This window comes from Pseudactinotalea sp. Z1739 (assembly GCF_049725055.1).
Classification (GTDB): domain Bacteria; phylum Actinomycetota; class Actinomycetes; order Actinomycetales; family Beutenbergiaceae; genus CALKWS01.
This window is the reverse complement of the sequence record NZ_JBMPQA010000008.1, coordinates 125,471-151,297: the sequence shown is the minus strand read 5'-3', so window position 1 is coordinate 151,297 and position 25,827 is coordinate 125,471. Positions and strand designations below refer to the sequence as shown.

The 25,827-nt window shown below is 68.7% G+C and carries 22 protein-coding genes; 8 read left to right on the top strand and 14 right to left on the bottom strand.

Annotated elements, in window-relative coordinates; all coding sequences use genetic code 11:
• Positions 1 to 74 precede the first annotated feature (74 nt).
• The 4 genes from ACO0LV_RS12140 (at position 75) to dapD (ending at position 4,330) form a co-directional block, all read left to right on the top strand.
• Positions 75 to 1,874, top strand: a complete 1,800-nt coding sequence (locus ACO0LV_RS12140) for an acetyl/propionyl/methylcrotonyl-CoA carboxylase subunit alpha (RefSeq protein WP_424788218.1) — start codon at positions 75 to 77, stop codon at positions 1,872 to 1,874.
• A 16-nt stretch (positions 1,875 to 1,890) separates the two neighbouring features.
• Complete coding sequence (locus ACO0LV_RS12135) at positions 1,891 to 2,847, top strand: NUDIX domain-containing protein (RefSeq protein WP_424788160.1); 957 nt, start codon at positions 1,891 to 1,893, stop codon at positions 2,845 to 2,847.
• Between the two features lie 184 nt (positions 2,848 to 3,031).
• Entirely contained in the window at positions 3,032 to 3,310 is a 279-nt protein-coding gene (locus ACO0LV_RS12130) for a HesB/IscA family protein (protein WP_424788159.1), read from the top strand.
• A 75-nt stretch (positions 3,311 to 3,385) separates the two neighbouring features.
• Positions 3,386 to 4,330: a 2,3,4,5-tetrahydropyridine-2,6-dicarboxylate N-succinyltransferase gene (dapD, locus tag ACO0LV_RS12125; RefSeq protein ID WP_424788158.1), complete on the top strand. Its 945-nt coding sequence runs from the start codon at positions 3,386 to 3,388 to the stop codon at positions 4,328 to 4,330.
• A 21-nt stretch (positions 4,331 to 4,351) separates the two neighbouring features.
• Here the strand turns inward: dapD and ACO0LV_RS12120 are convergent, their stop codons facing one another.
• The 4 genes from ACO0LV_RS12120 to fdxA all read right to left on the bottom strand — a co-directional run bounded on the left by ACO0LV_RS12120 (position 4,352) and on the right by fdxA (position 8,499).
• Positions 4,352 to 5,398: a TerC family protein gene (locus tag ACO0LV_RS12120; RefSeq protein WP_424788157.1), complete on the bottom strand. Its 1,047-nt coding sequence runs from the start codon at positions 5,396 to 5,398 to the stop codon at positions 4,352 to 4,354.
• 99 nt (positions 5,399 to 5,497) lie between these two features.
• A complete protein-coding gene (locus tag ACO0LV_RS12115) occupies positions 5,498 to 6,796 on the bottom strand; it encodes a citrate synthase (RefSeq protein WP_424788156.1) in 1,299 nt (432 codons plus the stop codon).
• A 229-nt stretch (positions 6,797 to 7,025) separates the two neighbouring features.
• Positions 7,026 to 8,162 carry a succinyldiaminopimelate transaminase gene (dapC, locus tag ACO0LV_RS12110; RefSeq protein ID WP_424788155.1) on the bottom strand — a complete coding sequence of 379 codons (1,137 nt, stop codon included), beginning with the start codon at positions 8,160 to 8,162 and terminating at the stop codon, positions 7,026 to 7,028.
• Between the two features lie 13 nt (positions 8,163 to 8,175).
• Complete coding sequence (fdxA, locus tag ACO0LV_RS12105; RefSeq protein WP_424788154.1) at positions 8,176 to 8,499, bottom strand: ferredoxin; 324 nt, start codon at positions 8,497 to 8,499, stop codon at positions 8,176 to 8,178.
• Positions 8,500 to 8,677: 178 nt separating this feature from the next.
• On the opposite strand from fdxA, the gene ACO0LV_RS12100 reads away from it, so the two are divergent.
• A complete protein-coding gene (locus tag ACO0LV_RS12100) occupies positions 8,678 to 8,923 on the top strand; it encodes a hypothetical protein (protein ID WP_424788153.1) in 246 nt (81 codons plus the stop codon).
• Positions 8,924 to 9,041: 118 nt separating this feature from the next.
• On the opposite strand, the gene ACO0LV_RS12095 is transcribed toward ACO0LV_RS12100, so the two are convergent.
• The 5 genes from ACO0LV_RS12095 to ACO0LV_RS12075 all read right to left on the bottom strand — a co-directional run bounded on the left by ACO0LV_RS12095 (position 9,042) and on the right by ACO0LV_RS12075 (position 17,371).
• Positions 9,042 to 11,312 carry a VanW family protein gene (locus tag ACO0LV_RS12095; protein WP_424788152.1) on the bottom strand — a complete coding sequence of 757 codons (2,271 nt, stop codon included), beginning with the start codon at positions 11,310 to 11,312 and terminating at the stop codon, positions 9,042 to 9,044.
• A gap of 118 nt (positions 11,313 to 11,430) precedes the next feature.
• Complete coding sequence (locus ACO0LV_RS12090) at positions 11,431 to 11,919, bottom strand: flavin reductase family protein (RefSeq protein ID WP_424788151.1); 489 nt, start codon at positions 11,917 to 11,919, stop codon at positions 11,431 to 11,433.
• Positions 11,912 to 13,339, bottom strand: coding sequence for a PIG-L family deacetylase (locus ACO0LV_RS12085; RefSeq protein WP_424788150.1), 1,428 nt, complete (start codon positions 13,337 to 13,339; stop codon positions 11,912 to 11,914). The genes ACO0LV_RS12090 and ACO0LV_RS12085 overlap by 8 nt, the downstream gene beginning before the upstream one ends.
• A gap of 110 nt (positions 13,340 to 13,449) precedes the next feature.
• A complete protein-coding gene (typA, locus tag ACO0LV_RS12080; RefSeq protein ID WP_424788149.1) occupies positions 13,450 to 15,363 on the bottom strand; it encodes a translational GTPase TypA in 1,914 nt (637 codons plus the stop codon).
• Between the two features lie 160 nt (positions 15,364 to 15,523).
• Positions 15,524 to 17,371: an ABC transporter ATP-binding protein gene (locus ACO0LV_RS12075; RefSeq protein ID WP_424788148.1), complete on the bottom strand. Its 1,848-nt coding sequence runs from the start codon at positions 17,369 to 17,371 to the stop codon at positions 15,524 to 15,526.
• A gap of 83 nt (positions 17,372 to 17,454) precedes the next feature.
• On the opposite strand from ACO0LV_RS12075, the gene ACO0LV_RS12070 reads away from it, so the two are divergent.
• Positions 17,455 to 18,054: a PH domain-containing protein gene (locus ACO0LV_RS12070; RefSeq protein WP_424788147.1), complete on the top strand. Its 600-nt coding sequence runs from the start codon at positions 17,455 to 17,457 to the stop codon at positions 18,052 to 18,054.
• Positions 18,055 to 18,167: 113 nt separating this feature from the next.
• Here the strand turns inward: ACO0LV_RS12070 and ACO0LV_RS12065 are convergent, their stop codons facing one another.
• The 5 genes from ACO0LV_RS12065 to ACO0LV_RS12045 form a co-directional block, all read right to left on the bottom strand.
• Complete coding sequence (locus tag ACO0LV_RS12065; RefSeq protein ID WP_424788146.1) at positions 18,168 to 19,262, bottom strand: ABC transporter permease; 1,095 nt, start codon at positions 19,260 to 19,262, stop codon at positions 18,168 to 18,170.
• Positions 19,262 to 20,770, bottom strand: a complete 1,509-nt coding sequence (locus ACO0LV_RS12060; RefSeq protein WP_424788145.1) for an ABC transporter permease — start codon at positions 20,768 to 20,770, stop codon at positions 19,262 to 19,264. Before ACO0LV_RS12060 ends, ACO0LV_RS12065 begins: the two co-directional genes overlap by 1 nt.
• Positions 20,771 to 20,995: 225 nt before the next feature.
• Positions 20,996 to 22,852 carry an ABC transporter substrate-binding protein gene (locus ACO0LV_RS12055; RefSeq protein ID WP_424788144.1) on the bottom strand — a complete coding sequence of 619 codons (1,857 nt, stop codon included), beginning with the start codon at positions 22,850 to 22,852 and terminating at the stop codon, positions 20,996 to 20,998.
• Between the two features lie 517 nt (positions 22,853 to 23,369).
• A complete protein-coding gene (locus ACO0LV_RS12050; RefSeq protein ID WP_424788143.1) occupies positions 23,370 to 23,837 on the bottom strand; it encodes a PPOX class F420-dependent oxidoreductase in 468 nt (155 codons plus the stop codon).
• Positions 23,838 to 23,915: 78 nt separating this feature from the next.
• The gene (locus ACO0LV_RS12045; RefSeq protein ID WP_424788142.1) at positions 23,916 to 24,662 is read right to left on the bottom strand and encodes a class I SAM-dependent methyltransferase; all 747 of its coding nucleotides are present in this window, start codon (positions 24,660 to 24,662) and stop codon (positions 23,916 to 23,918) included.
• Positions 24,663 to 24,811: 149 nt separating this feature from the next.
• Between ACO0LV_RS12045 and ACO0LV_RS12040 the strand changes: the two genes are divergently transcribed.
• Together ACO0LV_RS12040 and ACO0LV_RS12035 are read left to right on the top strand one after the other, a co-directional pair.
• Positions 24,812 to 25,249 carry an Hsp20/alpha crystallin family protein gene (locus tag ACO0LV_RS12040; RefSeq protein ID WP_424788141.1) on the top strand — a complete coding sequence of 146 codons (438 nt, stop codon included), beginning with the start codon at positions 24,812 to 24,814 and terminating at the stop codon, positions 25,247 to 25,249.
• Between the two features lie 74 nt (positions 25,250 to 25,323).
• Entirely contained in the window at positions 25,324 to 25,791 is a 468-nt protein-coding gene (locus ACO0LV_RS12035) for a hypothetical protein (RefSeq protein ID WP_424788140.1), read from the top strand.
• The last annotated feature ends 36 nt before the right edge of the window (positions 25,792 to 25,827 follow it).

The following is a 25,827-nucleotide window of genomic DNA, read 5'->3' as shown; positions in this document are numbered from 1 at the left end:
CCGGCCCGCATGACCTGTGAACACAAGGAGACTGAATGACGACGTCCGTCCCGCCGCAGGTCACTCCCGCACCGCTGCGCAAAGTGTTGATCGCCAACCGCGGGGAGATCGCAGTCCGGGTGGCCCGGGCCTGCCGGGACGCATCACTGACCTCGGTGGGGATCTACGCCGATCCCGACCGGGACGCGCTGCACGTGAAGCTGGTCGATGAGGCCTACGCGCTGGCGGGCTCGCGGGCACAGGAGACCTACCTGGACATGGGCAAGGTGCTGGACGTGGCCCGGCGCAGCGGCGCCGACGCGGTTCACCCCGGGTACGGGTTCCTGTCCGAGAACGCCGAGTTCGCCCGCGCCGTGCGCGAGGCGGGACTGACCTGGATCGGACCGCCCCCGGAGGCGATCGAGGCGCTCGGAGACAAGGTCTCGGCCCGCCAGATCGCGCAGAAGACCGGGGCGCCCCTGGTGGCAGGTACCCCCGATCCGGTCGCCGATGCCGGGCAGGTGCATGCCTTCGCCGCCGAGCACGGGTTACCGGTGGCGATCAAGGCTGCTTTCGGGGGTGGTGGCCGCGGCCTGCGGGTCGCCCGAAGCACCGAGGAGATCGATGAGCAGTTCGACTCCGCCGTGCGCGAGGCAACCGCGGCGTTCGGGCGTGGGGAGTGCTTCGTGGAGCGGTTCCTGGATCGCCCCCGGCACGTGGAGACCCAGTGCCTCGCCGATGCCCACGGCACCGTGGTGGTGCTGTCCACCCGGGATTGCACACTGCAGCGCCGCCACCAGAAACTGGTCGAGGAAGCCCCGGCCCCGTTCCTCACCGCCGAACAGGAGGCTCAGTTGCGCACCGCCTCCGAGGCGATCCTGGCCGAGGCCGGTTATGTCGGCGCGGGCACCTGTGAGTTCCTGATCGGCACCGACGGCACGATCTCCTTCCTGGAGGTCAACACCCGCCTGCAGGTGGAACACTGCGTCACCGAGGAGATCACCGGGGTGGACCTGGTGCGCGAGCAGTTGCGTATCGCCGCCGGTGAGCCTCTGGGCTACACCGAGGTGGCCACCCGCGGGCACTCGATCGAGTTCCGCATGAACGGCGAGGACCCCTACGGCTCCTTCATGCCCGCGCCCGGAACCCTCGCCACCCTGCAGTGGCCGGCTGGTCCCGGGGTCCGGGTGGACTCCGGCGTGGTGGCCGGTGACACCATCTCCGGGGCGTTCGACTCGATGCTGGCCAAGGTCATCATCACCGGAGCGAACCGGACCCAGGCGTTGCAGCGCGCCCGCCGCGCCCTGGCCGAGACCGAGATCACCGGCATCCCCACGGTGCTCCCGTTCTTCACCGCCGTACTGGACGAACCCGACTTCACCGCCACCGAGGCGGACCGTTTCGCGGTCCACACCACCTGGATCGAGACGGACTTCGCCGGTCGCCTGAGCCGGCCCGCTCCCGACTCGGAGCCGGCGCCGGCTCCGGCCGGCTCCCCGTCCGGGGAGGAGGAGACCGAGCGGGTCGTGGTGGAGGTCGGCGGCAAACGCCTGGAGGTGGTCCTCCCGGCCGGGCTGAGCCGCCGCGGCGCCGCGCGGACCAAGGGCCCGCGCCGCCCCTCCCGAAGGGGTGCTGCACGCGCCGGAGGAAATGCCTCCGGCAACGGCCTGGCCTCTCCGATGCAGGGCACGATCGTCAAGATCGCCGTGGAGGAGGGCCAGCAGGTCGCCGAGGGTGACCTGGTCGTGGTGCTGGAGGCGATGAAGATGGAGCAGCCACTCAGCGCCCACCGGTCCGGCACGGTGCAGCACCTCACCGCCAAGGTCGGGCAGACCGTCAGTGCCGGCACCGTGCTGTGCCAGATCGACGTGAGTGACTCCGGCGCCGGGTCCTGACCCCCTGCGGCCACCCGTGCGCGACTCGCAGGACGGCGACGGCTGGGTCTCCTGCGCGTGCGGGCAGCGGCACTGGGGACGCTACGGCGCAGCCGGGCTGCTGTTGGCCGACGGCGGGGGCCAGGTGGTCCTGCAGCACCGTGCCCCGTGGTCCCACCACGGCGGCACCTGGGGCATCCCCGGCGGTGCCCGCAACGCGGGCGAGAGTGCCGTGCAGGCCGCGGTGCGCGAGGCCGGGGAGGAGGCAGGTGTCCAGGACCCGGTGCTTCCCCACGCCAGCCATGAACTGGCTCATCCGGACTGGAGCTACACCACCGTGCTGGCCCACGTCCCGGGCGGGATGCAGGTCCGGGCCACCGACGCCGAGAGTGTGCAGGTGCGGTGGTACCCGCTGGATCGGGTCACCGCGTTGCCTCTGCTGGGTGCCTTCGCCGAGGCCTGGCCGCTGCTACAGAGGATGCTGCGGACCCGGGCGGTGCTCGTGGTCGATGCGGCCAACGTGGTGGGTTCCCGGCCCGACGGTTGGTGGAAGGACCGGGCCGGTGCCACGACCCGCCTGGCGAGCCGGCTCGCGGCCCTGGCCGCTCACGGAGTCGCGGCCGACGCACTCGGTCTGCCCGGGCACACCTGGTGGCCCGCGATGGTGCTGGTCACCGAGGGAGCGGCCCGCGCCGCCGACGACGTGGCTCCGGTGCATACCGTGCGCGCCCCCGGCGAGGGTGATGAGGAGATCGTGCGCACGGTGCGTCGCGCCCTCGGTGGTGAGTTCAGTACCGCTCGCGCCGGCAGCGGTCCGGCCGGCGGGCAGGACGACGCCGGCGACGGCAGTGACAGCGGCCACGCCGCCGGGTTGGATGTGCACGTCAGCGTGGTCACCGCCGATCGTGCGCTGCGTGAGCGAGTGAGCGGTGCCGGCGCAGAGGTGCTCGGACCGGGCCGGTTGTGGCGACTACTGGACGCGTTGGAGACCTGACCGCAGTACCCCGGTGCGAGGGAAGCGTGGCTGCCACTCGGCCCGTTCACACCGCGGCATTCCTCCAGGCATCCGCGCCGCCGGGGTTGCATCCTGGCCAGGAAACCGTAACGGTGGAAGGGCCCGAGGCGCTGACGCGGAGCACGCGTTCCGTGCAGTGTCACTGCCGAAGGAAGGATTCCCCGTGCTTACCCTGACTGAGAACGCCCAGTCCGCGATCAAGGCGATCACTGCCGAGGCCGACCTGCCGGAGACCGGCGGTGTGCGCATCGCGGTGACCGAGGAGGGCAGCCAGCTCCACTTGGAACTGGCCCCCGAGCCGCAGTCCGGTGATGAGGTGGTCGAGGCCGAAGGTGCCCGAGTGTTCACATCCGAGGAGGCCACCCAGATGCTCGACGGGCAGGAACTGGATGCCGGCCAGACCGAGGAGGGCACCGGCTTCACCCTGCGTCAGCAGACCTGACCACACCCGCGCCAACGCCCGCGGCCGTGCCATCCCGGTGCGGACCCGCGGGCGGTGCGCGCGTAGGCTTGGCCCATGAGTACGCGCCGCGCATGGGGAACCGGACTGGCCACCGTCACCGCAGGTGGGAGCACGCTGGACGTGTGGTTCCCCGACCCGGCCCTCGGTGAACCCAGCCCTGGTGATGCCGGCCCCTACGGGGTCCCGGCCGATCTGGCCGCACTGGCCGGCGCCGACCCGGACCGCGCCGCCCACCACCAGGTCCGCACCGTGATGATCGACCTGGACGAGGCACCGCGCAGCACCGAGGACGCCTACCTGCGTCTGCACCTCCTGTCCCACCGGCTCGTCACCCCCAACTCGATCAATCTCGAGGGCATCTTCGGCGCGCTCCCGAACGTGGCCTGGACCTCGGCCGGCCCGTTCGCGGCCCAGGACTTCGAACGGACGCGGCTGTCGCTGCGCGCGGCCCACCCGGGGTTGCAACTGCAGGTGTACGGCGTGGACAAGTTTCCCCGGATGACCGACTACGTCGTCCCCAGCGGGGTGCGCATCGCCAACGCCGACCGGGTCCGGCTCGGTGCCTACCTGGCCGAGGGCACCACCGTGATGCACGAGGGATTCGTGAACTTCAACGCCGGCACCCTGGGCGCCAGCATGGTCGAGGGTCGTATCTCCCAGGGCGTCGTGGTCGGGGACGGTACCGACATCGGCGGAGGCGCCTCGATCATGGGCACCCTCTCCGGTGGTGGTACCGAACGGATCACGGTCGGTGAGCGCTGCCTGCTCGGTGCGAATGCCGGGATCGGGATCTCCCTGGGCGATGACTGTGTGGTGGAGGCAGGCCTGTACGTGACCGCCGGCACCAAGGTCAACGTGCAGGGCAGGGTGGTCAAGGCCGGTGAACTCTCCGGTATGGACTCCCTGCTGTTCCGTCGCGACTCCACCACCGGGCAGGTCCAGGTGCTCCCACGGACCGGTTCCGGAGCCGCCCTGAACGCGGCCCTGCACGTCCCGTAGATCTGCCTGGGGCCCGTTGGCTCAACTCCGACGCGCGTTCAGGACGCCGTCATCCGCCGGGCCGGTACCGTCGTCCGCCGGAGGGCCGTCGTCATCGGTACCGGTGGACCGGTCCTCGGCGCGTTGCGCGCGCACGCTCGCGAACACGGCGGCGGCCAGCACCACCCCGATCACCGCCAGGCTCTGTGCGGTGGAGGCGTGGTAGGTCTCCACGACGTTCTCGATGATGAGCGTGGCGCCGATGTAGACCAGGATGAGCGCCACCGCGATCCTCAGGTAGCGCAACCGCTCGGCGATACCGGACAACAGGAAGAACAGGGCTCGTAGGCCGAGCAGGGCGAACCCGGTGGCGCACATGACCACCACCACGTCGGTACTGATCGCCAGCGTCGCCGGCAGGGCGTCCAGCGCCATCACGATGTCACTGAGTTCGACCAGGATCAGGGCCAGCAGCAACGGGGTGGCACGCAACCGGCCGTCCTCACGGACAACGAAGCGATCACCGCGGAAACCCTCGGTGGTGGGCAGAACCCGTCGGATCAACCGGGTGAGGGCCGAGTCGGTCTGTCCGGCGGCATCGGTACCGCCCGCGGGGTGCCCGCCGACCGGCTCGTCGCGCTCCCGCCACATCTTGTACCCGGCGTAGAGCAGGAACGCCCCGGCGACCCACAGCACCCAGGTGAAACTCTCCATGATCACCACACCGGCGTTGACCACCCCGAAGCGAAGGACCAGAGCCCCCAGCACCCCGAAGAGCAGCACCCGTCGTTGGGCGTTCTTGGGTACCCCGAGGGAAGCAAAGACCACCAGCCACAGGAAGACGTTGTCCACCGACAGCGACTTCTCCACCACGAACACGCCGAAGTAGTCCCCTACCGACCCGCCGTCGCCGTAGAAGGGGAACACCGCGAAGCCGAAGACCACCGCCGCGCCGATCCAGACCACTGACCAGACCGCGGCCGAGCGCACCGTCACGGTGGTGTCGCGGCGATGCACCACGAACAGGTCGATCGCCAGCAGGACGATCACCACCACCCCGAAGATGGCCAGCACCTGTGGACCGCTCATCGGCGCCCCTCCCCTTCCGCGACCGCCGCATCCTCCGCACCAGAGGCTACCCCTGCCGGGACTGTCCCGTACGAGCCCCGGGCGCGGAACTGCCCGGTCTCAGCGCTGGCTGAGGGGCACGTACTGGCGCTCGGTGGCGCCGGTGTAGACCTGCCGGGGCCGGCCGATCTTGGTGGCCGGGTCCGCCATCATCTCCCGCCACTGCGCGATCCAGCCGGGGGCCCGGCCGACCGCGAACAGCGGGGTGAACATGTTCGTGGGGAACCCCATCGCCTTGTAGATCACGCCGGTGTAGAAGTCCACGTTGGGGTAGAGCTTGCGCTCGATGAAGTAATCATCGGACAGCGCGATCTCCTCCAGCCGCTGGGCGATCTCGAGCAGTTCGTCCTGCACACCCAGAGCCTGGAGCACCTCCGCAGCGACGTCCTTGACGATCGCCGCGCGCGGGTCATAGTTCTTGTACACCCGGTGCCCGAAGCCCATCAAGCGCACCCCGGACTCCTTGTTCTTCACCTTCTGCATGAAGGTGTCGGCCCCGTCGGGGCTGTCCCGGATCTCCTCGAGCATCGCCAGCACCGCCTCGTTCGCCCCGCCGTGCAACGGGCCGGACAGCGCCCCGACACCGGCCGAAACCGAGGCGTAGAGGTTCGCGTGCGCCGAACCCACGATGCGCACCGTGGAGGTGGAGCAATTCTGCTCATGGTCGGCGTGCAGGATCAGCAGCAGACGCAGTGCCTTCACCAGCGACTCATTCTGCTCGTAGTCACCGTTGTCATCGGCGAAACTCATCCGCAGGAACCCCTGCAGGTAGTTCAGCGACTTGTCCGCACCGATCATCTCCTTGCCCTGGGAGCGGCGGAAGGCGTAGGCGGCGATGGTGGGCAACTTCGCCAGCAACAGCACCGTGGCCAACTCCACCGCGTGCTCATCGAACGGGTCCACGCTCTCGGGGTAGTAGCCCGGCAGCGCCGAGACCGCCGAGGACAGCACCGCCATCGGGTGGGCATCGGTAGGGAAAGCACCGATGAGGTTCTTGAAGTTGTCGTGCAAATGGGTGTGGCGCTCCACCCGCTCGGTGAACGCGTCCTTCTGCGCGGGGGTGGGCAGCTCGCCCTGGATGAGCAGGTAGGCCACCTCCAGGAAGGTGGCCCCCTTGGCGAGTTGGTCGATCGGGTACCCGCGGTAGCGCAGAATCCCGGCGTCCCCGTCGATGTAGGTGATCTTGGACTCGCAGTTGGCGGTGTTCATGAACCCCGGGTCCAGCGTAGCCAGCCCGGTCTCCTTCAGCAGTGAGGAGATCACCACACCGTCGTTGCCCTCGCTCGCCCTGACCCTGGCGAACTCCAATTCCTGGCCGTCCACCTGGAATGTTGCGGGGGGCGGTGTGGCGTCAGTCATGTCTGTCCCTTCCTGGCGTTATCCCTCGGCCACATCCTTGGCGTGGATCGCACACCACGATGGGCCCTGGCACGCAATCTACCGGCCGGACAAAGGTCGTGCCCAATCGTTGCCATGTTTTCCAAGGGTGGCATTGCGCACCCCCTGATACCCGAGCAGGTACCTGCGGCACCACCACCGGGCAGCCCGGATCCATCGCCGGTAGGCCCCGGCGACGTCGTCCCGGCGCTCAGGAACCGGTGAGACGCCTCGCGGCGGCGGCCACTCGTTCATCGGGTGCGGTCAGGGAGATCCGCACGTGACCGGTACCGGCTGCGCCGTAGAAGGCTCCCGGGCCGGCCAGGACGCCCAGATCGGCCAGGGAGTCCATCAGGGCCCAGCAGTCCTGGCCGGTGAGCACGGAGTCCTCCTGCGGACGCACCCACAGGTACAGTCCGGCCTCGGAGTGGTCGACGGCGAATCCCGCCTGCCGTAGCGCCGGCATCAGGGCCTGGCGCCGGGCGCGGTAGAGCTCACGCTGGCTGTCCACGTGCTCATCGTCACCGAGGGCTGCGACCATCGCCGCCTGCACCGGGGCGGGCACGATCATGCCCATGTGCCGGCGCATCAGCACCAGGCGGGCGATCAGGGCGTCATCGCCGGCCAGGAACGCGGCTCGGTATCCGGCGAGGTTGGACTGTTTGGACAGCGAGTAGGCCGCCAGCAACCCCTCATGGGACCCGCCGCTGACCCGCTCGTCCAGCAGGCTCGGCACCGGCTCGAGATTCCACGGAACGTCCCAGCCCAGCTGGGCGTAACACTCATCGGAGGCCACCACGGCCCCCAGGTGACGGGCGGCGGTGACCACCTCGGCCATCAACTCGGTGCCCAGCACCGCGCCGGTGGGGTTGGACGGGGAGTTCAGCCAGACCAGCCGGACGGCGGGGTTGCCGGTCCACTGGGCCACATCGTCGGCGATGAGCACCTCCGCACCAGCCAGCTGGGCGCCGATCGCGTAGGTGGGATAGGCCATCGAGGGCACCACCACCACATCCCCGGGACCGATCGACAACAGCGAGGGAAGCAGCGCCACCATCTCCTTGGAACCGACCGTGGGCAGTACCGCCCCCGGGTCCAGGCCGGGCACGCCGCGGGCACGGTCGAACCAGGAACTGATCGCCTCCCGAAGCGCCGCCGTCCCGGCCACAGTGGGGTAGCCGGGGGCGTCGGCGGCCTCAGCGAGGGCCCGCTGGATCACCGGTGGCGTGGGGTCCACCGGAGTGCCGATGGACAGGTCCACCAGCCCGCCGGGGTGCGCGCCGGCACGCTCGGCGTAGGACGCCACCGCATCCCAGGGGTAGTCCTGTGTGATCTGCACCAGACCCATCGACGGACGCCGCTCAGTCGTGCTGCTGCGGTGGCAGGGCGGCCACGATCGGGTGATCGAAGTTGATCAGCCCCATCTGCGCGGCCCCACCGGGTGAGCCGATCTCGTCGAAGAAGTTCACGTTCGCCTCGTAGTAGTTCGCCCACTGCTGCGGAACGTCGTCCTCGTAGTAGATCGCCTCCACCGGGCACACCGGCTCACACGCCCCACAGTCCACGCACTCATCGGGCTGGATGTACAGCATCCGTTCACCCTCGTAGATGCAGTCGACCGGACACTCATCGATACAACTCTTGTCCTTGAGGTCCACACACGGTTCGGCGATCACATAGGTCACAGACGAGGTCCTTCCTTGCGGTGGATACAGTGGCCCAACGTGGGCATCACCAAGGTCCGGTCCTAGTATCGCCCATTCGGCCGGTTCGGGCAGGCCCTCCGGCCCCCAGGCGGAGATTGCACCGCACCGGTGGGCCGGCGATCACGAGGAGGAGGCAGTAGGTGGAGCGGAGGCGAGGGTGAGTGAATCCGCGGCGAGACCGTTCTGGCGCGGTTGGCAGGTCGGGGAACGCGTGGTGGTGCGGTACCGGATCGAGGACGGCCGCTACTCCGACGCACTCGGTGAGTTGGCCCGCGTCGATGACGACGGTGTGGACGTGATCACCAAGCGCGGGCTGGTGTCGGTACCCGCCGCCACGATCGCGATCGGTAAGCGGGTCCCTCCCCCGCCCACGCGCCGGCGCCGGCCCCCGCCCGGGCAGTAGCGCGGGCCGCAACCGGGCACGGCCACCGTCGGCCGCCACCGCCTGGGATGCGGCGCCGGGACCCCGCCCTCACCGGTGCTGGTGTGAACCGGCGCCAGGGATCAGCCGTCTCCAGCGGTCAGTCGTCGTCGTCCCCGTTGTCGTCATCGTCATCGTCATCGTCGGAGGCCGACGGCGGTTCACCGCAGACCACCCGGTTCCACGGGCGATAGGTGTGGGTGTAGGTGCGCTGCTCGTGCACCTCACCGCCGGCTGAGACCGTTCGGGTCACCTGCACGGTGAAGCCGGACTGCCCACCGGACTCCGGCTCGCATCGCGGGTCCTGGTTGTACACCGTCTGCGGTGAGGTGATGTTGTAGCGACTGCCGGTGACGATGTCGACGTCCCACACGTCCGTGCCCCACAGCACCACATGGGTCTGGCCGTCCCCGACCCAGGCGTGGATCAGCACCCCGTAGTCGGTGTTATTGCCGAATCTCATGTCCAGGTCCGGGGAGAACAGGGTGGCTTCACGGCCCTCGGGGTAGCGGCTGAACCACCGCGAGTGCGGCTGGTGCGTGATGTCTTCCAGGCCCGCTTCGAACGCGGCGTTGAACACGGTGGTGGAGAGTTGGGACAGCCCGCCCCCGGCGGCTTCGGTGGCAAACCCATCCACCACCACCCCGGAGGAGTTGTAGCCGCCGGCCTCGGTGATCGGACTGAGTGCATCCAGCAGGGAGAACTCCTCACCCGGCATGAGCAGGGTGTCATTGATTCTCGAGGTACCGATCACCAGGTTCTCGGTGCGGGGTGGGTCGTAAGGCATCGGGGTGGAGTAGCGCCCGATCACCTCCACCACACCGAGCGCTTCGGCATCGGCCGTGGTGAACTCCGCCTCGGTCCGGGAGAGTTCGACCGTGGCCACCCGCTGGTCCGCCTCGGTTTGCAGGGAGGCGTCGCGCACTGCCGGGGCCAGTTCCTCCGGGTCCAGCCCAGTGCCGGTCACCGCCGGGATCACGGTGGGTTCACCGCCCTGCAGTTCGATCCTGGCGTCACGGGGGACTTCCCCGATCGAGTCCTCCTTGGCCGTGACGGTCTCGGCCAGTTCCTGGCCGTCCAGGGCCAGGTCGAACCGGGTGCCGTTGACCTCCAGGGTGGCGGCATCGGCCAACTCCTCAGTGGACAACTCCACTTCGGTGTCGTTCACCGCCACCGTCACCGGACCGGACAGGAACGGCTCGACCACCTCATCCATCGCGGCCCGGATCTCCTCGGGTCCGATCTCGGGCCGCACCACCAACTCCGGCAGTTCCAGAGGGCGTGACCCGGTGATCCACTCCGCCGCGAGCAACTCGGTGGCTTCGGGCACGTCGACGGCGGCGCCCTCCTGCGGATCGGTGATCTCCGCCTCGGCATCGACGATGCTGATCGACCCCTCCACGGGGCTGATGTCCAGGTCTTCTGCCAAACCCTCCAGCGCCGCTTCCAAGGCCGCCTCATCCACGTGCGAGATCGGCTCCTGCTCGCCGAGCCCGAACAGGTGGCCGAGCAGTATCCGGGGGTCCAGGGTGAATCCGGTGAACTGATCCACCGTGGCGGCAGCGTCGAAGGACAACCCGGCCGAGGCCGGTTCGAGTTCGGCGCCGCTGTCGGCGAAGGTCAGCGGCAGCGGCTCGGTCTCCAGCCCACCGAGTTCCTCCGCCAGGACCTGCTCGGCCGTCCCGGTGGGCAGTCCCGAGACGTCCACGCCGGCCACCGTGGTGTCCGCCGGGACGCGGTCGCCGAGGAAGTAGGCGCTGCCCACGTACGCCGCGGCGAGCAGCAAGACGATCACGCCGGCCCAGATCCCGACCTTGGTGAGGCCGCGCTTCTTGCGCTTGGTCTTCTTCTTCGGGGTCAAAGGGCTGTCCTGGTCGTCGGTGGCGGCGGCCGGAGGCCCGGCCACCATGGTGGCGTCTGGGTCATCCGTGGCGTCGGAGGCGTCGGTGGTCGGCGGGTCGACGACGACGGTGGCGTCGTCGTCGCGAGGGGGCTCCTCGGCGTCGGCGGGCGGGTCCGGGGTGACGTCGTCCTCGGGGGCATGATCGCCGGTGTCGGCGGGCGCGTCCGGGGTGACGTCGTCCTCGGGGGCATGATCGCCGGTGTCGGCGGGCGCGTCCGGGGTGACGTCGTCGTCGCGGGCATGATTCCCGGTGTCGGGGGCCTCGTCCGGGGTGACGTCGTCCTCGGGGGTGCGACGGTCCTTGATCGGGGTTCGGCGCACGTCGGCTGCCGGTCCTTCATCGGAACCGGGCCGCGGCAGTTCGTGGGTTGAGCCGTCGACGAGCGCGCCTTCGGGTGCGCGCGGATCCGCGTCCCCGTCGGCGTGCTCGTGCGTCGGCCCCTCAGGCCCCTCATTCTGCTTCGCCACGTATTCCCTTTGAAGTCTCCGGGCTCGTGTGCGCCCCCGAATATGGTAACGCCTCGCCGTTCGCGGCACCTCAGCCATTCCCAAGCGTGGCGGGATTCACAACACCGCCCCTCCGGTCTCAGGGGGCCGCGCGCATCCGACCCAGGTGGTGCACGATCCCGCCGCTGCCGGCCGGCGCCAGCGCCGTGCTGAGCACCTGCCCGACCACCACCTCGTGGGAACCGGCCTCCTTGGTCCACTCGGTGCGGCACTGCAACCATGCGGTGGCCTCATCCAGCAGGGCTGTGCCGCTGTGCTCACCGCGATGGTGCCCCACCCGGTCCAACTGGCCCACGGCGGGGCGTCCCGGACTAGCCAGCCAGTCCGCCACCGCACCGGCCGCTGCGCTCAGGATGCTCACCCCCCAGGTGCCACCGGGCTGCACCGCCTCGGCCAGCCGGGCATCGGAGTGCACGCAGAACAGCACCGTGGGTGGTTCCAGCGAGACCGAGACCACCGAGGTGGCCGTCATCGCCAGGTCGAGGCTGCCGGCGCGCGCAGAGATCACGCACACCCCGGAGATCAGCCGCGACATCGCCAGGCGGTAGTCCTCCACCGGATCAGTCACGGAACCACCTCCTCGGTGCCGCCAGGCCCAGCAGTGCCAGGGCGGGGGCCCCGAGCAGCCAGGCCACGCCGATCGCCTCCCCGGTCACGATCACGTCCGCCCTGCCCAGATAGGTCATCGCGAAGATCACCAGGAAGATCACGCCCGCGTAGAGCAGTTGCCCGCGCCGATCGGCAAGGGCGCGTGCCAGGACGGACCCGGTGAGCACCACCAGCAACGAGAGCAGCAGACCGAACGGCATCTCCCAGCGGTAGAACACCGTCCCGATCGAGCCCACCAGGATCGCGAGCAACGCCGTCATCGACAGCATGAACCCCGTGTACCAGCGCGGATCCTGCTCGCCCCCACCCCGCACCTGCCCCGGTGCACCCGCCTCTCCGGCCGCACCTGCGTCGTCGTGCCCTACCTCGTCCTCATCCCGGGCGAGGCCGGCCAGGTCGGCGGCACTACCCCACCCGGGCGCCACCATGGCCGTGGCCCGCGCCGGGACCGGCCGCAGCATGTCGTTGCTCAGCGCGAACCAGCCGGCGGCGTGCCCACCGGACTCAGCCACCAGTGCCTGATCGACGTGCACGGCCTGGACCTGGGTCCGATGGGACCGCATCGCCTGCGCCAGGGCGTCCAGCACGGGGGCCGACAGCCCGATGTCCAGATCCACCTGATCATCGGGGCGAACGATCGTGGGGGTCTGCTCGCCGGTGGGAACCGTGAGCAGCCCCCCGGTGTGCTCGGAGGTGCCGGCCCGCCCGTTGTACCGCCTCAACCAGTCCAACCCGCCGCGGAAGCGGCTCTGCGGGTACACCACCCACGCCACCACGGGCACCCGCCAGGGCTGGGTGCCGGTGGTGGGGTCATCGGGGAAGAGCGGCTCCAGGTCCGTCGCGGCCAGTTCCACCGCACGCATGGTGACCCGGTTGACCTGGACGTGGTCGGGGTGGCCGTAGCCGCCGTCGGGCTCCTCGGTCAGCACCAGGTCCGGGCGGGTGGTGCGGATCAGGGCGGCCAGCACCCGTGCGCTGATGTCGGTGTCGGCACGGGAGAAGGCGTGGTCGTCGACGTCCTCGGCCGGGATCGCCCGCACGCCGGTCTGCCCCTCCGGCCAGCGCATCCCGGAGTCGGTGTACCGGGGCGGGCGGCGTGTGGTGAGCCCGGGCAGCTCGTCCAGGAAGTGGTGCTCGGCCACGCCGAGCGCGGCGGCGGCGGCCCCGACCTCCTGAGTGCGGTGCCGGCCCAGCGCCTGGTGGTCCTGAGCCAGGTGCGCCAGGTCCGCACCGATCACCTCACCGCGCTCACCGCGGTTGGTGGTGATCACGGTGACGTGCCCGCGCCGCGCCATCGTGGCCAGCAGCGGGCCGCCGGAGAGGGTCTCATCGTCGGGGTGGGCGAAGACCCCGAGGGTGCGGGGCGCGTGCTGGCTCACTCCACTCCTTCCGATCCCACGGTGCCTGGCGGCTCTGGGTGCCACCCACTTTTGCTGCGCCGGATCCTACTGCCAGGAACCCTGACGCGGCTGCCGGGGGCGTTGGCGGGTCAGGCCCGCCGGGCCCGAGCGGCGGCCTTGTTCCGGCCGTGTCCGTCCAGGATCACCTTACGGATCCGCACGACTTCCGGGGTGACCTCCACGCACTCGTCCTCCCGGGCGAACTCCAGGGACTCCTCCAGGGTCAGCCGACGCGGCCGGTTCAGGTTCTCGAAGGTGTCCGCGGCGGCCGCGCGCATGTTCGTCTGCTTCTTCTCCTTGGTGATGTTGACGTCCATGTCCTCGTTGCGGACGTTCTCCCCCACGATCATGCCCTCGTAGACCTCCGAGGTCGGTTCGATGAAGAAGCTGCCCCGGTCCTGCAGGTTGAGCATCGCGAACGGTGTGGCAGTCCCGGCCCGGTCGGCCACCAGTGAGCCGGTGGTGCGGAACTCGATCGGCCCGGCCCAGCGCTCGTACCCCTCGGCGATCGAGAAGGCGATCCCGGTGCCGCGGGTCTCGGTGAGGAACTGGGTGCGGAACCCGATCAACCCACGGGCGGGCACCACGAACTCCATCCGGACCCAGCCGGTGCCGTGGTTGGTCATCGTGTCCATCCGGCCACGGCGCGCGGCGAGCAGCTGGGTGACCGAGCCCAGGTACTCCTCGGGGACATCGATGGTCATCCGCTCCATCGGCTCGTGCACCGCGCCGTCGATGACGCGGGTGACCACCTGGGGCTTGCCGACGGTCAACTCGAACCCCTCCCGGCGCATCTGCTCAACCAGGATCGCCAGGGCCAGTTCCCCCCTCCCCTGGACCTCCCAGGCGTCGGGCCGTTCGGTGGGCAGCACCCGCAGCGACACGTTGCCGACCAGTTCGGCGTCCAGGCGGTCCTTGACCTGCCGGGCGGTGACCTTGTGACCCTTGACCCGCCCGGCCAGCGGGGAGGTGTTGATCCCGACCGTCATCGAGATCGCCGGGTCGTCCACGGTGATCAACGGCAGCGGGCGGGGATCGTCCGGATCGGTCAGCGTCTCCCCGATGGTGATCTCCTCGATGCCGGCGACGGCGACGATGTCACCGGGGCCGGCCTCGTCGGTGGGCATCCGTTCCAGCCCGCGGGTGCGCAGGAGTTCGGAGATCCGCACCCCGGAGACCTGCCCGTCCCTGCGCGCCCACGCCACCTGCTGGCCCTTGCGCAGCGTGCCGTTGAAGATCCGCAGCAACGCCAGGCGGCCCAGGAACGGTGAGGCGTCCAGGTTGGTCACGTGCGCCTGCAGCGGCATGTCCGGGTCGTATGTAGGGGCCGGAATGGTTTCCAGAATGGTGGCGAACAGGGGTTCCAAGTCGGCCTCATCGGGCAGTTCCCCGGCGGCCGGCTCGGTCATGGAGGCACGTCCGGCGCGCGCGGAGGCGTAGACCACCGGAACCTCCAGCACCGCGTCCAGGTCCAGGTCCGGCACTTCGTCGGCTAGGTCTGCGGCCAGGGACAGCAGCAGGTCGGTGGACTCGGCGACCACCTCGGCGATGCGCGAGTCGGGGCGGTCCACCTTGTTCACCACGATGATCACCGGCAGCCGGGCGGCCAGGGCCTTGCGGAGCACGAACCGGGTTTGCGGCAGGGGGCCCTCGGAGGCATCCACCAGCAGCACCACGCCGTCGACCATGGACAGCCCGCGCTCAACCTCACCGCCGAAGTCGGCGTGCCCGGGGGTGTCGATCACGTTGATGGTGATGCCGTCCGGGTGACCAGCGGCCGCGGCGGCCGCACCGCGGTAGTCCACCGCGGTGTTCTTGGCCAGGATCGTGATGCCCTTCTCCCGCTCCAGATCCCCGGAGTCCATCACGCGCACCTCATCGGAGCCGCGTGCGCCGAAGGCGCCGGACTGGCGCAGCATGGCATCGACCATGGTCGTCTTGCCGTGGTCGACGTGGGCGACGATGGCGATGTTGCGCAGATCGGTGCGCGAGCGGGTGGGCATCAGGTCAGGCCTCGATCCGGTGGTGGGTTGCTGGTGCACCGGAGGTAGGACGCGGCGCCAACACACGATTCTACCGGGCGATCGGCCTCGTTCCGCGCGCAAGGACGCCCCCGGTGAGACCGAACGCATCACACCGGCGCCCGGGCCGGGCCGACGCCCCTCAGATGCCGCCGCGCCCCATGTCGCGGGCTCCCCCGCGCAGGTCGTCGATCCCTGAACCCTGGCCCCGAGCCTCCTCCGCCGCCAGCTCGGCTGCCAACTCGGCCGCCGCGGCGTCGAGGAGGGCGTCGCGGGTCTCGCGGCGCTTGCGCTGTTCGTCCGGGTCCGGCACCGGTACGGCCGCGATCAGCCGCTGGGTGTAGGGATCCTGGGGGTTGTTCACGATCTGCGGGGCCGGTCCGACCTCCACGAGCTTGCCGTGGTGCATCACCGCGATCCGGCTGGAGAGCATCTCGACCACCGCCAGGTCGTGGCTGATGAACAGGCACGCGAACCCGTGCTCACGCTGCAGGTCCTGGAACAGGCTGAGCACCGTCGCCTGCACGGACACGTCCAGTGCCGAGGTGGGCTCATCGGCGACCAGCAACTTGGGCTCCAGGCTCAGCGCCCGGGCGATACCCACCCGCTGGCGCTGCCCACCGGAGAGTTCGTGCGGGTACCGGTTGCGCATGAACCTGGGCAGTTGCACCTGGTCGAGCAGATCCTCCACGTGCGAAGCCAGTTGCTTGCCCTTGATCCCCCGGTGCAGGTACAGCGGCTCACCGATGGACTCCCCGATGGGAAGGCGCGGGTTGAGGGAGGAGCCCGGGTCCTGGAAGACGATCCCGATCTTGCTGCGCAACGGCTTGAGGTCGCGCGGTTTGGCACCGACCATGTCCGTGCCCACGATCTCCAACCGTCCAGCCGACGCCGGAAGCAGGCCCACCGCAGCACGCCCGATGGTGGTCTTACCGGAGCCGGACTCACCGACCAGGCCCACCACCTCGCCCGCGGCGATGCTCAGGTCCACGCCGTCCACGGCCTTGAACGCCGGGGTGCGACCGCGCTTGGGGTAGGTGATCTCCAGCCCCTCGGCCAGCATCGCCGGGGCGGGGCCCTGCGCGGCCGTTCCGTCAGCGGGCGCCTCGGCGCGTTCGGTGGTGGTGGCCGGAGGACGTACCGCCGTGTGCTCGTGCGCGCTCGACCCCAGGTGAGGCACCGAGCGCAGCAACTGGCGGGTGTAGGGGTGCTTGGGCGCGTCGAAGATCTCCGCGGCGGTGCCGCGTTCGACGATCTCACCGTTGCGCATCACCAGGATCCGGTCGGCCATGTCGGCGACCACGCCCATGTCGTGGGTGATCAGGACGACGCCCGAGTCGATCCGCTCCCGCAGGTCACGCATCAACTTCAGGATCTCGGCCTGCACCGTGACGTCCAGGGCGGTGGTGGGCTCGTCGGCGATCAACAGCCGGGGGTCACACGCCAGCGCCTGGGCGATCATGGCACGCTGACGCTGACCACCGGAGAGTTGGTGCGGGTAGGAGTGGTACCGGGTGGCGGCTGCGGGCATCTCCACGAGTTCCAGCAGTTCGATCGCCCGGGCCTTCGCCGCGGCGGGTCCGATGCCCAGGTGGGTGCGGAGGGTCTCCACAATCTGGAAGCCGACCGTGTAGACGGGGTTCAACGCCGTCATCGGCTCCTGGAAGATCACGGCGGCCTCCATGCCGCGTACCTTCTGCAGTTTGCTGTTGGGCATCCCGACCAACTCCTGGTCGCCCAGCTTCGCCGAGCCCGAGGAGCGGCCGTTGGGAGGCAGCAGCCCCAACAGGGACATCGACGACTGGGTCTTGCCCGAGCCGGACTCACCCACGATGGCGAGCACCTCACCGGGGTAGACCTCGTAGGTCATGTTCTTCGCGGCCGTGTGCCATTCGCCCTCGACGAAGAAGTCCACGCTCAGATCGCGCACGGTCAGGATCGCATCACCCGTCGCGGACAGGGGTGCCTCACTGGTGGTCTGTGTACTCACGCCACTTCCTTCCATCCATCACGGCGCGACGGCGCCGAGTGGGCGATGCTCCGCTCCGGGCGGTTCGGTGCCACGATGGTGCCATGGGTCCCACGCACACGTTCCGCACTCTCTACGCACGCGTCCTGACCGTCCTGGCCGGAGCGTTGATCGTGGTGGTGCTCATCTACAGCCTCATCGATGGGGGTATCGACGCACTGTGGCAGGCGCTGCCGTTCCTCGTGATCGGTGGCGGTCTGGTGTGGGTGCTGTTCGGTAATCCCAAGGTCGAGGTGGCCGACGGCGGCATCACCGTGGTCAACATCGTGCGGCGGGTGCATGTGCCCTGGCCCACGCTTCGCGGCGTGGAGAGCCGGTGGGCCCTGTCGGTGGAGACAACCGAGGGTACGTACTCCTCCTGGGCGATCCCCGCCTCGAGTGGTATGGGAACACGCCTGCGCCGCCCCCGCACGAAGATGGCCGCGAGTGAGACCGAGACCGGCCGGGGCCTGGAGACCGGTCACAATGCGGCCGCCGTGGCCCTGGTGATCGGGCAGCGGCTGGACTCCCTCACCGCGGCCGGCTACCTGGAGGAGCGGCCCACGCACGAGCCGGTCCGGCCGACCCCGGGGTGGAACACCCGCGAGCTGGGGGTGCTCGCGGTGGTCGTGCTGACGGTGGCGATCATGGTGCTGACCGGCTGAGCCGGTCCTGGCCGGGTTACCGCGGGGCACGATCCGCGTCAGTCCCGGGCCGACGACGGCGAGCACGCCATGTTCCACCTGCTCGAGCCCGCTGCGTGGCCGGGCGGGAACCATCATGACGTCGCCGCCACGTTGGTGTCCTTGGTCTCACGGCGCTCCAGCTTCCGCTCGGCGGCAGCAAGCTTGCGGGCCGAGGGGATGCGTCGCTGGCGCGGGTCGAACGCGTCCCGGAGCCCGTCACCGATGAAGTTGACACACAGGGCCAGTGCGACAATGAACAGGCCCGGCCACCAGAACAGCCAGGGCCGGGTGGCGAAGGCCGTCTCGTACTCACTGATGAGCAGCCCGAGGGAGACGTTCGGCAGCGTGATACCGAAGCCCAGATAACTCAGCGAGGTCTCCAGCAGGATCGCCGAGGACATCAGCAGCGTCACGGCCACGATGATCACACCCATGGCGTTGGGCAGCATGTGCTTGAAGATGATCCGCACGTTCGAGGCACCGGCGACGCGGGCCGCGTCGACGAACTCCCGTTCCCGCAGCGAGAGGAACTCGGCACGCACCAGTCGGGACAGGCCCGTCCAGGTCACCGCACCCAGCGCCAGTGCCAGCGGCACCGGGTCGGCCGCGCCGACGATCCGGCCGAGCACGGCACCGAGGGCGATCGTCGGCAGCGTGATCACCAGGTCGGTCATCCGCATCAGGACCTGGTCCGCTGCGCCACGGAAGAAGCCGGCGACGGAACCGATCACCACACCGGCGAAGGTGGCGGCAATGCCGATGATCACCATGACGATCGTGGAGGTCTGGATCCCTCGCATCACCTGGGCGAACATATCGCGGCCGATGTCGTCCTGACCGAACGGGTGCGGGCCGATACCAAAACCCTCCTCGCTCCAGGGCATGGTGATGGTGGGCCGGCCGCCCTCGTGGAAGATGCGGTAGCCGTGCACGTCCGGATCCGGGCGCTGCCCCGGGGCCCACTCCCACCAGCCGGGCACGAACCAGAATCCGACCGAGGAGAATCCGAGGATCACGATCCCGACCAGGATGATCAACGCGGCCATCGCGCCGCGGTGGCGGAAGAAGCGTTCCCGGACGATCTGCCCCTGGGACTTGCCGATGGCCTCGCGCAGCTCGATCGCGCCCTCACCGGCACCGGAGGCGTCCTCCGGTACGTCGGGGTTGTCAACGTCGTTGCGAGTCATCAGGCGTTCACCCGGATTCGTGGGTCAAGGGCTGCGTACATCAGGTCGGCCACCATGTTGGCGAGGATCGCCAGCGCGGCCACGATCACCAGGTAGGCCATCACCGGTTCGATGACGTTGGCCTCAAGGTTCGCCAGGAACATCGTGCCCATCCCGGGTCTGGCGAAAATCCTCTCGGTGATCAGCGCGCCGCCGAGCAGACCGATCACGTCCACCGGGACCAGGGTGGCCAGGGGGATCAGCGTGTTGCGGAAGCCGTGCCGCATGATCACGGTGCGCTCGGCCAGCCCCTTCGCGCGGGCGGTGCGCATGTAGTCCTGGTTCAGCACCTCCAGCATCGACCCCCGCGAGTAACGCGTGTAGGAGGCGAAGGAGATGAGCATCAGGGCCAGAGTCGGCAGGATGAGGTGGCCGTACAGGTTCAGGGTGGACTCCCAGAAGTCCCCCTGGAATCCCGGTGTGCGTTCCTGGAAGGTCCGGATCGGGCGTCCGGAGATCCGGGGGTTGGCGTTGTAGGAGGGCCAGGCCTGCATGATCCGGTCCAGGAAGACCATGGCGCCCATGATGGCGGCGACGATGCCGCCGGTACGTGCCGACTGCTTCCAGTCCGGTCCGCCCCAGAACCGCCCGACCAGCGCACCCACGGCCACACAGACCAACCCGAGACCGGCGATCAGTGGGGCGCCGGTGATCTCGGCGGCATCGGTGACATCGAACAGCCACTGCACCGGGAGGTAAAGCGCGAGCGTCAACGCGACGACGCTCAGCGAGGTGAACAGCGCCCGTCGGTTCTCCAGACCTGTCGATAGCAGGGTGATAGCGAAGGCCACACCCAGCCCGTTCAGGATGAGCAGCGCGGGACCGATGTGTGGGTCGTTCCACCAGCCGCTGCCTTGCAGGTAGAACAGCATCCCCGCAACGGCTGCGGCGCCGCCGACGAAACTGATCAGACGGGTGATCCGCGATCCGGCCATGGCCATCGAGATCAACGCACCCCCGATGACGGCGACGATGCCGATCGTGGTCGGGGACAGGTGCGGGTCGGACAGGAAGTCGTTGAAGCCGATCGCGCCCCATTGCTTGAGCAGTACCGCCACCCAGAACACCGGGAGGGAGTACAGCACGAAGGAGAAGAAGACGACGATGTAGTCGAAGCTGGTGTACTGACGCAGCGCCGAGACGATCCCGACGCTCACGCCCAGGATGATGGACAGGAAGGTCGCGGCGGTCACGAGATGGAGGGTGCCGATCACAGCACCGCGCAACTCGTCGGCGACCGGCTGCCCGGTCTCCCAGGACACACCCGGGTCACCGGTGACGAACGCGCCGAACCACGTCGCGTATCGCTCGAACACCGTGGCATCGAGGTTCAGCATCTCGATGCGCTGTTCTATCTGTGCCGGGGCGTCAGGGTCGGTGCTGGTGTACAGGTCCTCGAGCGGATCGACGGCGAGGTCGATCATGATGTAGCTCAGAAAGGACGACAGGAGCAGGATGAGCAATCCCATCAGCACTCGTCTGACTATGAACTGCAGCAAAACTGGACCTCGCAGTCGGCAGTGGCCGGGGTGAGTTGCGGTGGATTCTAGGCGATGACGGTACCCCAGCCGAACCAGCCATGGGTCGGTTTGGGTACGCACAAGTGTGGGGGCATCGGGGCCGGTAGGGCGCCCGATGCCCCCACGTACTTGCGGTGTCTACCTAGGAGTCAGAGTTCAGAAGGAACCCTCGACTCACTCAGTGAGCTCCCACTCCCAGTAGTTCCAGAAGATGGTCGGTGCCAAGGCGATCGGCTCGATGTTCTGCAGCCGTGCGTCGTAGCCCGCGATGAGCTCGTGCTGGAAGATCACCGTGCCGAACGCTTCCTCCACCAGGATCTGCTCGGCCTCGGCGAGCAGATCCGCCTGTGCCTGAGCATCGGTCTCGGAACTCAGTTCGGCGAAGATCTCGTCCACGCGCTCGTTGGAGAATCCACCGAAGTTGTTCACCCCACCGGTGACGTGGTTCTGACCAGCGGCACCAACCGCGGTGGAGGTGGACTGCCACCCGAAGAGGGAGGCGTCGTAGATGGTGGTGTCAGCCAGGAGCGATCCCCAGTTGACGTCACCGGCGTCGACCAGCTCGAACAGACCCTCACGCTCCACGGACTCGCGGACGAGCTCGTAGATGTTCGCGCGGCGTGAGTTGGACGGGTCGTACATGAACCGGACCGGGATAGGCGTTTCCACACCGGTGCCCTCGATCAGTTCGACCGCGGTGTCCAGGTCGGTCTCCACCGGCCAGGTCTGCTCCATCTGGTTGGTCTCAACCATCTGGTCGTAGTTCGGCGAACCGGGGACCTGGGTGTAGGAGTGACGCACCTCGGCCTCGGGGTTGATCGGCTGGACCTGGGTCTCCACGATCTCCTGGCGCGGAACCAGGTTGAAGAAGGCATTGCGGATGTCGCGTGCAACGTCCTCATCGCCACCGTAGGTCTCGGGGTCGAACGGGCCACCGTTGTCGAAGATGACGTCGATGTGCTCGTACGTGGGACCGTCACCGCTGAAAATCCCGACCTGATCGCCGAGGTTCTCCAGGGCAGCCAGCGTGTCCGGGGTGGCCTGCGGCTGGACCAGGTGCACTTCCTGGTTCTGCAGCGCCTGGATGTGGGTCATCGGGTCACCGGAGATGGTGACGGTGATCTCCTCGATCGCGGCCGGGAACTCCCCGGTGTAGTCCGGGTTGGCCGTCAGGGTCACGTACTGGTTCCGCTGGAAGTCCGTCATCAGGTACGCACCCGAGGACAGGTACAGCAACTCGTCGTCCGGCAGGGTGTCGCCGAACTGGAAGCCGGTGTTGTAGAACGCCGCAATCGGCGCCAGGTCCTCGGTGATCTCATCCTGGATCGCAGCGATCACCCGGTCCTTGGCTTCCTGCGGGTCGTCGATGTCCAGCGCCCGCATCCCGACGACGTGCGCGGGGACGCCCACACCGAAGCTGTACTCCCAGTCCACGTAGGGCTGGTTGTAGTCGAAGGTCACGCCCTTACCGTCGGCGATGATCTCCGGGGTCTCCTCGATCAGCCCGACGGACGTGGTCAGGGGGAAGTTGAAGTAGACCTCGTTGTCGTCAGCCAGTCGCTCGGAGACCTCGGTCTCGACGGCCGCGAGGTACTCCTCCATCGACTCGGCCGGAACCTCGAGCTCGCCGTCGTCGTTCTCCTCGCCGAACTCCTCGAGCAGTTCTCCCTGGACTTCCTCCCGGACCGCGTCGGCGTCGGTCTCGGTGTTCAACTGACCGGAGTGGGCCGCCCAGTACAACATCAGGTCAGCGGCGTCGATCTCCACCGGCTCCTCGCCGCCGTACCAGTACGCCTCATCGGAGAGGGTGAATTCCATGGTCATGGAGTCCTCGGTCTCCTCGACCATGTCAAAGGAGCCGAAAGACTCATTCCGCTGCAACGCCAGGTCGCCGTCGAAGTAGCGGAAACCGTCGTTCATCAGGTACAGGATGTTGTTGTTCGCGGCGGCGTTACCGGTCCGCGAGTTGCTGTTGTACTCGTAGAACGTCTGGTTCCAGCCAATGGTGATCGCGCTAGCAGCCTCGCTCACGCCACCGTTGTCGTCACTGTCATCGGGCTCTGTGTCTGGGTCGTCACCGGTACCGCCGTTGCATGCGGCCAGCACGAGGGCGGCCGCTGCGGTTATCGCAGCTCCCGCCGTAAAGCGCCTGGTCTTCAATGTTCCTCCTATGAATGGCAAGGAGCGACTCGCCCCGGACCGCTTCCGGCTGGACCTCGTGGGTCCGACGAGCACTTTGCATCCGCCATGGACAGGGGAAGCGTACACACGGCAAGGGCTGGGATTGTTCGCGGTCACCTCATTCGTGTCCGCATCGTTACCGAAGTGAGACCTAGCCGTCACTCCCCCGGCTGGGCGTGATGCCACCGTGACTTTGTGCCTGATCTGCGTACTTACGCGTTCCAGGGGCCACCGGACGTTCCGGTCCGGGGCCCGGGGAAATGGACTCGCTCACCGGTGGGGAACGTGCTAGTCACGTACCGCAACCGCGCCAGCCGGCTGCGCTCATGCACTATCGGAGTTGCGTAGGTGGGTACCGGAGGAGTGCCTACCCGCCGGCCGGCTCCCGCCCGGGTGGGAAGCCACCGGTGGCGATCGGACCCCAGCCGGTGATCTCAATGCGGAGCAGGGACTTGCCCTGGCGCACCATGGCCTCGCGGTACTCGGCCCAGTCCGGGTGTTCCCCCGAAATGCTCCGGAAGTACTCCACCAGTGGCTCGACGGCCTCGGGTACGTCGAGCACCTCGGCCGTCCCGTCCACCTGTACGTAGGGCCCGTTCCACTCATCGGAGTGCACCAGCATCGAAACCTGCGGGTTGCGCCGTGCGTTGGTGGTCTTGGCTCGTTCGGGGTAGGTGGCGATCACGACCCTGCCGGCCTCGTCGACGCCCGCGCTCACCGGCGAGACCTGCAGCCCTCCGCTGGCCTTGTGGGTGATCAGCGTGACCCGGTGCCGGGGGCGGATGAAGTCCAACAGTTCGGCCCGCTCCACGCGGGTGGCGGTGGCGATGCTCATGGTCCCCACGCTACCGCCACTCGGCCCGCGCCACCAGGGACGAGGGCACTGCGTCTCCACTGGGCACCAACGTCACGGCTACCGGCCCGCTTCGATCAGGAACCGGGTGCTGTGCGCCACGAACGGGCCCTCGGCCTGGATGCGCTCATGCAGGAGTTCCAACTGCGGACGGTAGGCCTCCACGGTGAACCCCGGCACGATCCAGATCACCTTGCGCAGGAAGTGCACCACGGCGGCAATGTCGTTGAAGGTCATCCGTAGGCGGGCGGTCTGCAGGTCCCGCACCCGGAGCCCGGCCCCTTCGGCGGCGGCCACCGCTCGCTCCGGACTGCGTCCGTCGGAGGGTTCGAAGTCCCCCAGCATCGCCTCCGACAGCTCGTGCACACTGGCCTTCCCCACCTGTTGGGACAGGTAGGTTCCGCCTGGGCGAAGCACCCGGGCGATCTCCTCCCAGAGCACCACGGTGGGGTGGCGGGAGACCACCAGGTCGAAGGTGCCGTCGTCGAACGGCAACGGTTCGGTGTCCTCCACCTGCACCACCTGGCCCCCGAGCGCCGTCAGTCGTGGGCGGGCCAGGTCGAGGTTCGGGGGCCAGGACTCGGTGGCGCGCAGCAGTGGTGGGACGTGCGGTATCTGCGCGAGCACCTCGGCCCCACCCGTCTGGACGTCGAGCATCGCCCGCGCGGAGCCCGATCGCTGCGCGACCAGTCCGGCGTAGCCCCAGGGCGGGCGCTCCTCGCTGGCCCGGCCGGCGAACCAACTGAAGTCCCAGCCCTCGGTGGGTACCGCCGCACCCTCGGCGAGCAGTTCGTCGAATGTCGTCATCACCCCATGGTCGCACCCGTGTCACCCCAATTCGTGAGCACCAGCCGTTAGCACTCTCGGCATGAGAGTGCTAAAATCGGCCGTGACAACGGTCGTCTTCATCGGGCCTGGAAGGTCCGGGCCCGGGTATCCACTCGGAGGTGATGGTGATGGCAACGCGAATCGACCCGTTCCGCGAGATGGACCGTGTATTCAGCAATGCGCTGGGACAAGTGATGTCCTCCGGACGCAGCAATGCGATGCCGATCGACCTGTATCGCGATGGGGACAAGTTCGTTCTGAACATGGACCTTCCCGGGGTCGATCCGTCCTCGATCGATGTCGACGTCGAGGACCAGACGCTGACAATCCGTGCTGAGCGCGGACAGGCGGAGGACCAACAGACCCAGTGGCTCGCGCGGGAGCGGCCCACCGGCACATTCGCGCGCCAACTGATGCTCGGTAGCGGGGTGTCGGTGGACCGGATCGACGCCTCATACGCCGATGGGGTGCTGTCGCTGACGATCCCGGTGGCCGAGGAAGCCAAGCCTCGCAAGATCGAGGTTGCCCACTCGAGTAAGCAGTCCAGGATCGAGCAAGCGGGCTGAACCATGCGGTGGTGGCGGGTGCCCGGCCGGGCTCACCCGCCACCACCGGTCCACCTGCGTACGGAGGCAGGAGCGTGTCTCACCCGAAGCGGTACCGGACCAGGGCCGAAGCGATCGAGCAGTCACTGGTTCCGGCGCTGGCCGAGCACACCGATGACGTCGACGTTGACGCCGTCTTCGAGGCCACCTTCACCTACACGGTCGAGCGCGACGGCGCGGGCAATGAGATCGAGGGCACGGGGGGCTATGAATCGGTAGCCACCGAAGGCGAGATCTTGTCGGTCGCGGCCGAGCATGCCCAGCGCATCATCGCCGCGGACTCAGAGTCGCCTGGGGGTGAGCATCACGAACCCCCCGGCCAGATCTCGGTGACCATCCCCTCCACTCGCGTCGAGGTGGAGGTACTGTCGCTGCCCGGGCGGCTGAGCCCGGCCACCTGGGAGGAGCTCATCGACCAGCGCCTCCGTGAATCGAACTGGAGACGCGTGAGCGAGTGGGAGGACGGCGGTAACCGCGTGCGCGCGATGGTCGTGCGCATCTGACACCCGATGCCCATCGCGGGCGTGCCGCAGCGAGCC

What these genes read in the sequence shown, in the direction of transcription:
- dapD (WP_424788158.1), top strand. Translation starts at nt 3,386, where the DNA reads ATGAGTACGCGCCGCGCATGGGGAACCGGACTGGCCACCGTCACCGCA.
- ACO0LV_RS12120 (WP_424788157.1), bottom strand. Translation starts at nt 5,398, where the DNA reads ATGAGCGGTCCACAGGTGCTGGCCATCTTCGGGGTGGTGGTGATCGTC.
- ACO0LV_RS12115 (WP_424788156.1), bottom strand. Translation starts at nt 6,796, where the DNA reads ATGACTGACGCCACACCGCCCCCCGCAACATTCCAGGTGGACGGCCAG.
- dapC (WP_424788155.1), bottom strand. Translation starts at nt 8,162, where the DNA reads ATGGGTCTGGTGCAGATCACACAGGACTACCCCTGGGATGCGGTGGCG.
- typA (WP_424788149.1), bottom strand. Translation starts at nt 15,363, where the DNA reads ATGCCCACCCGCTCGCGCACCGATCTGCGCAACATCGCCATCGTCGCC.
- ACO0LV_RS12070 (WP_424788147.1), top strand. Translation starts at nt 17,455, where the DNA reads ATGGGTCCCACGCACACGTTCCGCACTCTCTACGCACGCGTCCTGACC.
- ACO0LV_RS12065 (WP_424788146.1), bottom strand. Translation starts at nt 19,262, where the DNA reads ATGACTCGCAACGACGTTGACAACCCCGACGTACCGGAGGACGCCTCC.
- ACO0LV_RS12060 (WP_424788145.1), bottom strand. Translation starts at nt 20,770, where the DNA reads ATGGGATTGCTCATCCTGCTCCTGTCGTCCTTTCTGAGCTACATCATG.
- ACO0LV_RS12050 (WP_424788143.1), bottom strand. Translation starts at nt 23,837, where the DNA reads ATGAGCATCGCCACCGCCACCCGCGTGGAGCGGGCCGAACTGTTGGAC.
- ACO0LV_RS12045 (WP_424788142.1), bottom strand. Translation starts at nt 24,662, where the DNA reads ATGACGACATTCGACGAACTGCTCGCCGAGGGTGCGGCGGTACCCACC.
- ACO0LV_RS12040 (WP_424788141.1), top strand. Translation starts at nt 24,812, where the DNA reads ATGGCAACGCGAATCGACCCGTTCCGCGAGATGGACCGTGTATTCAGC.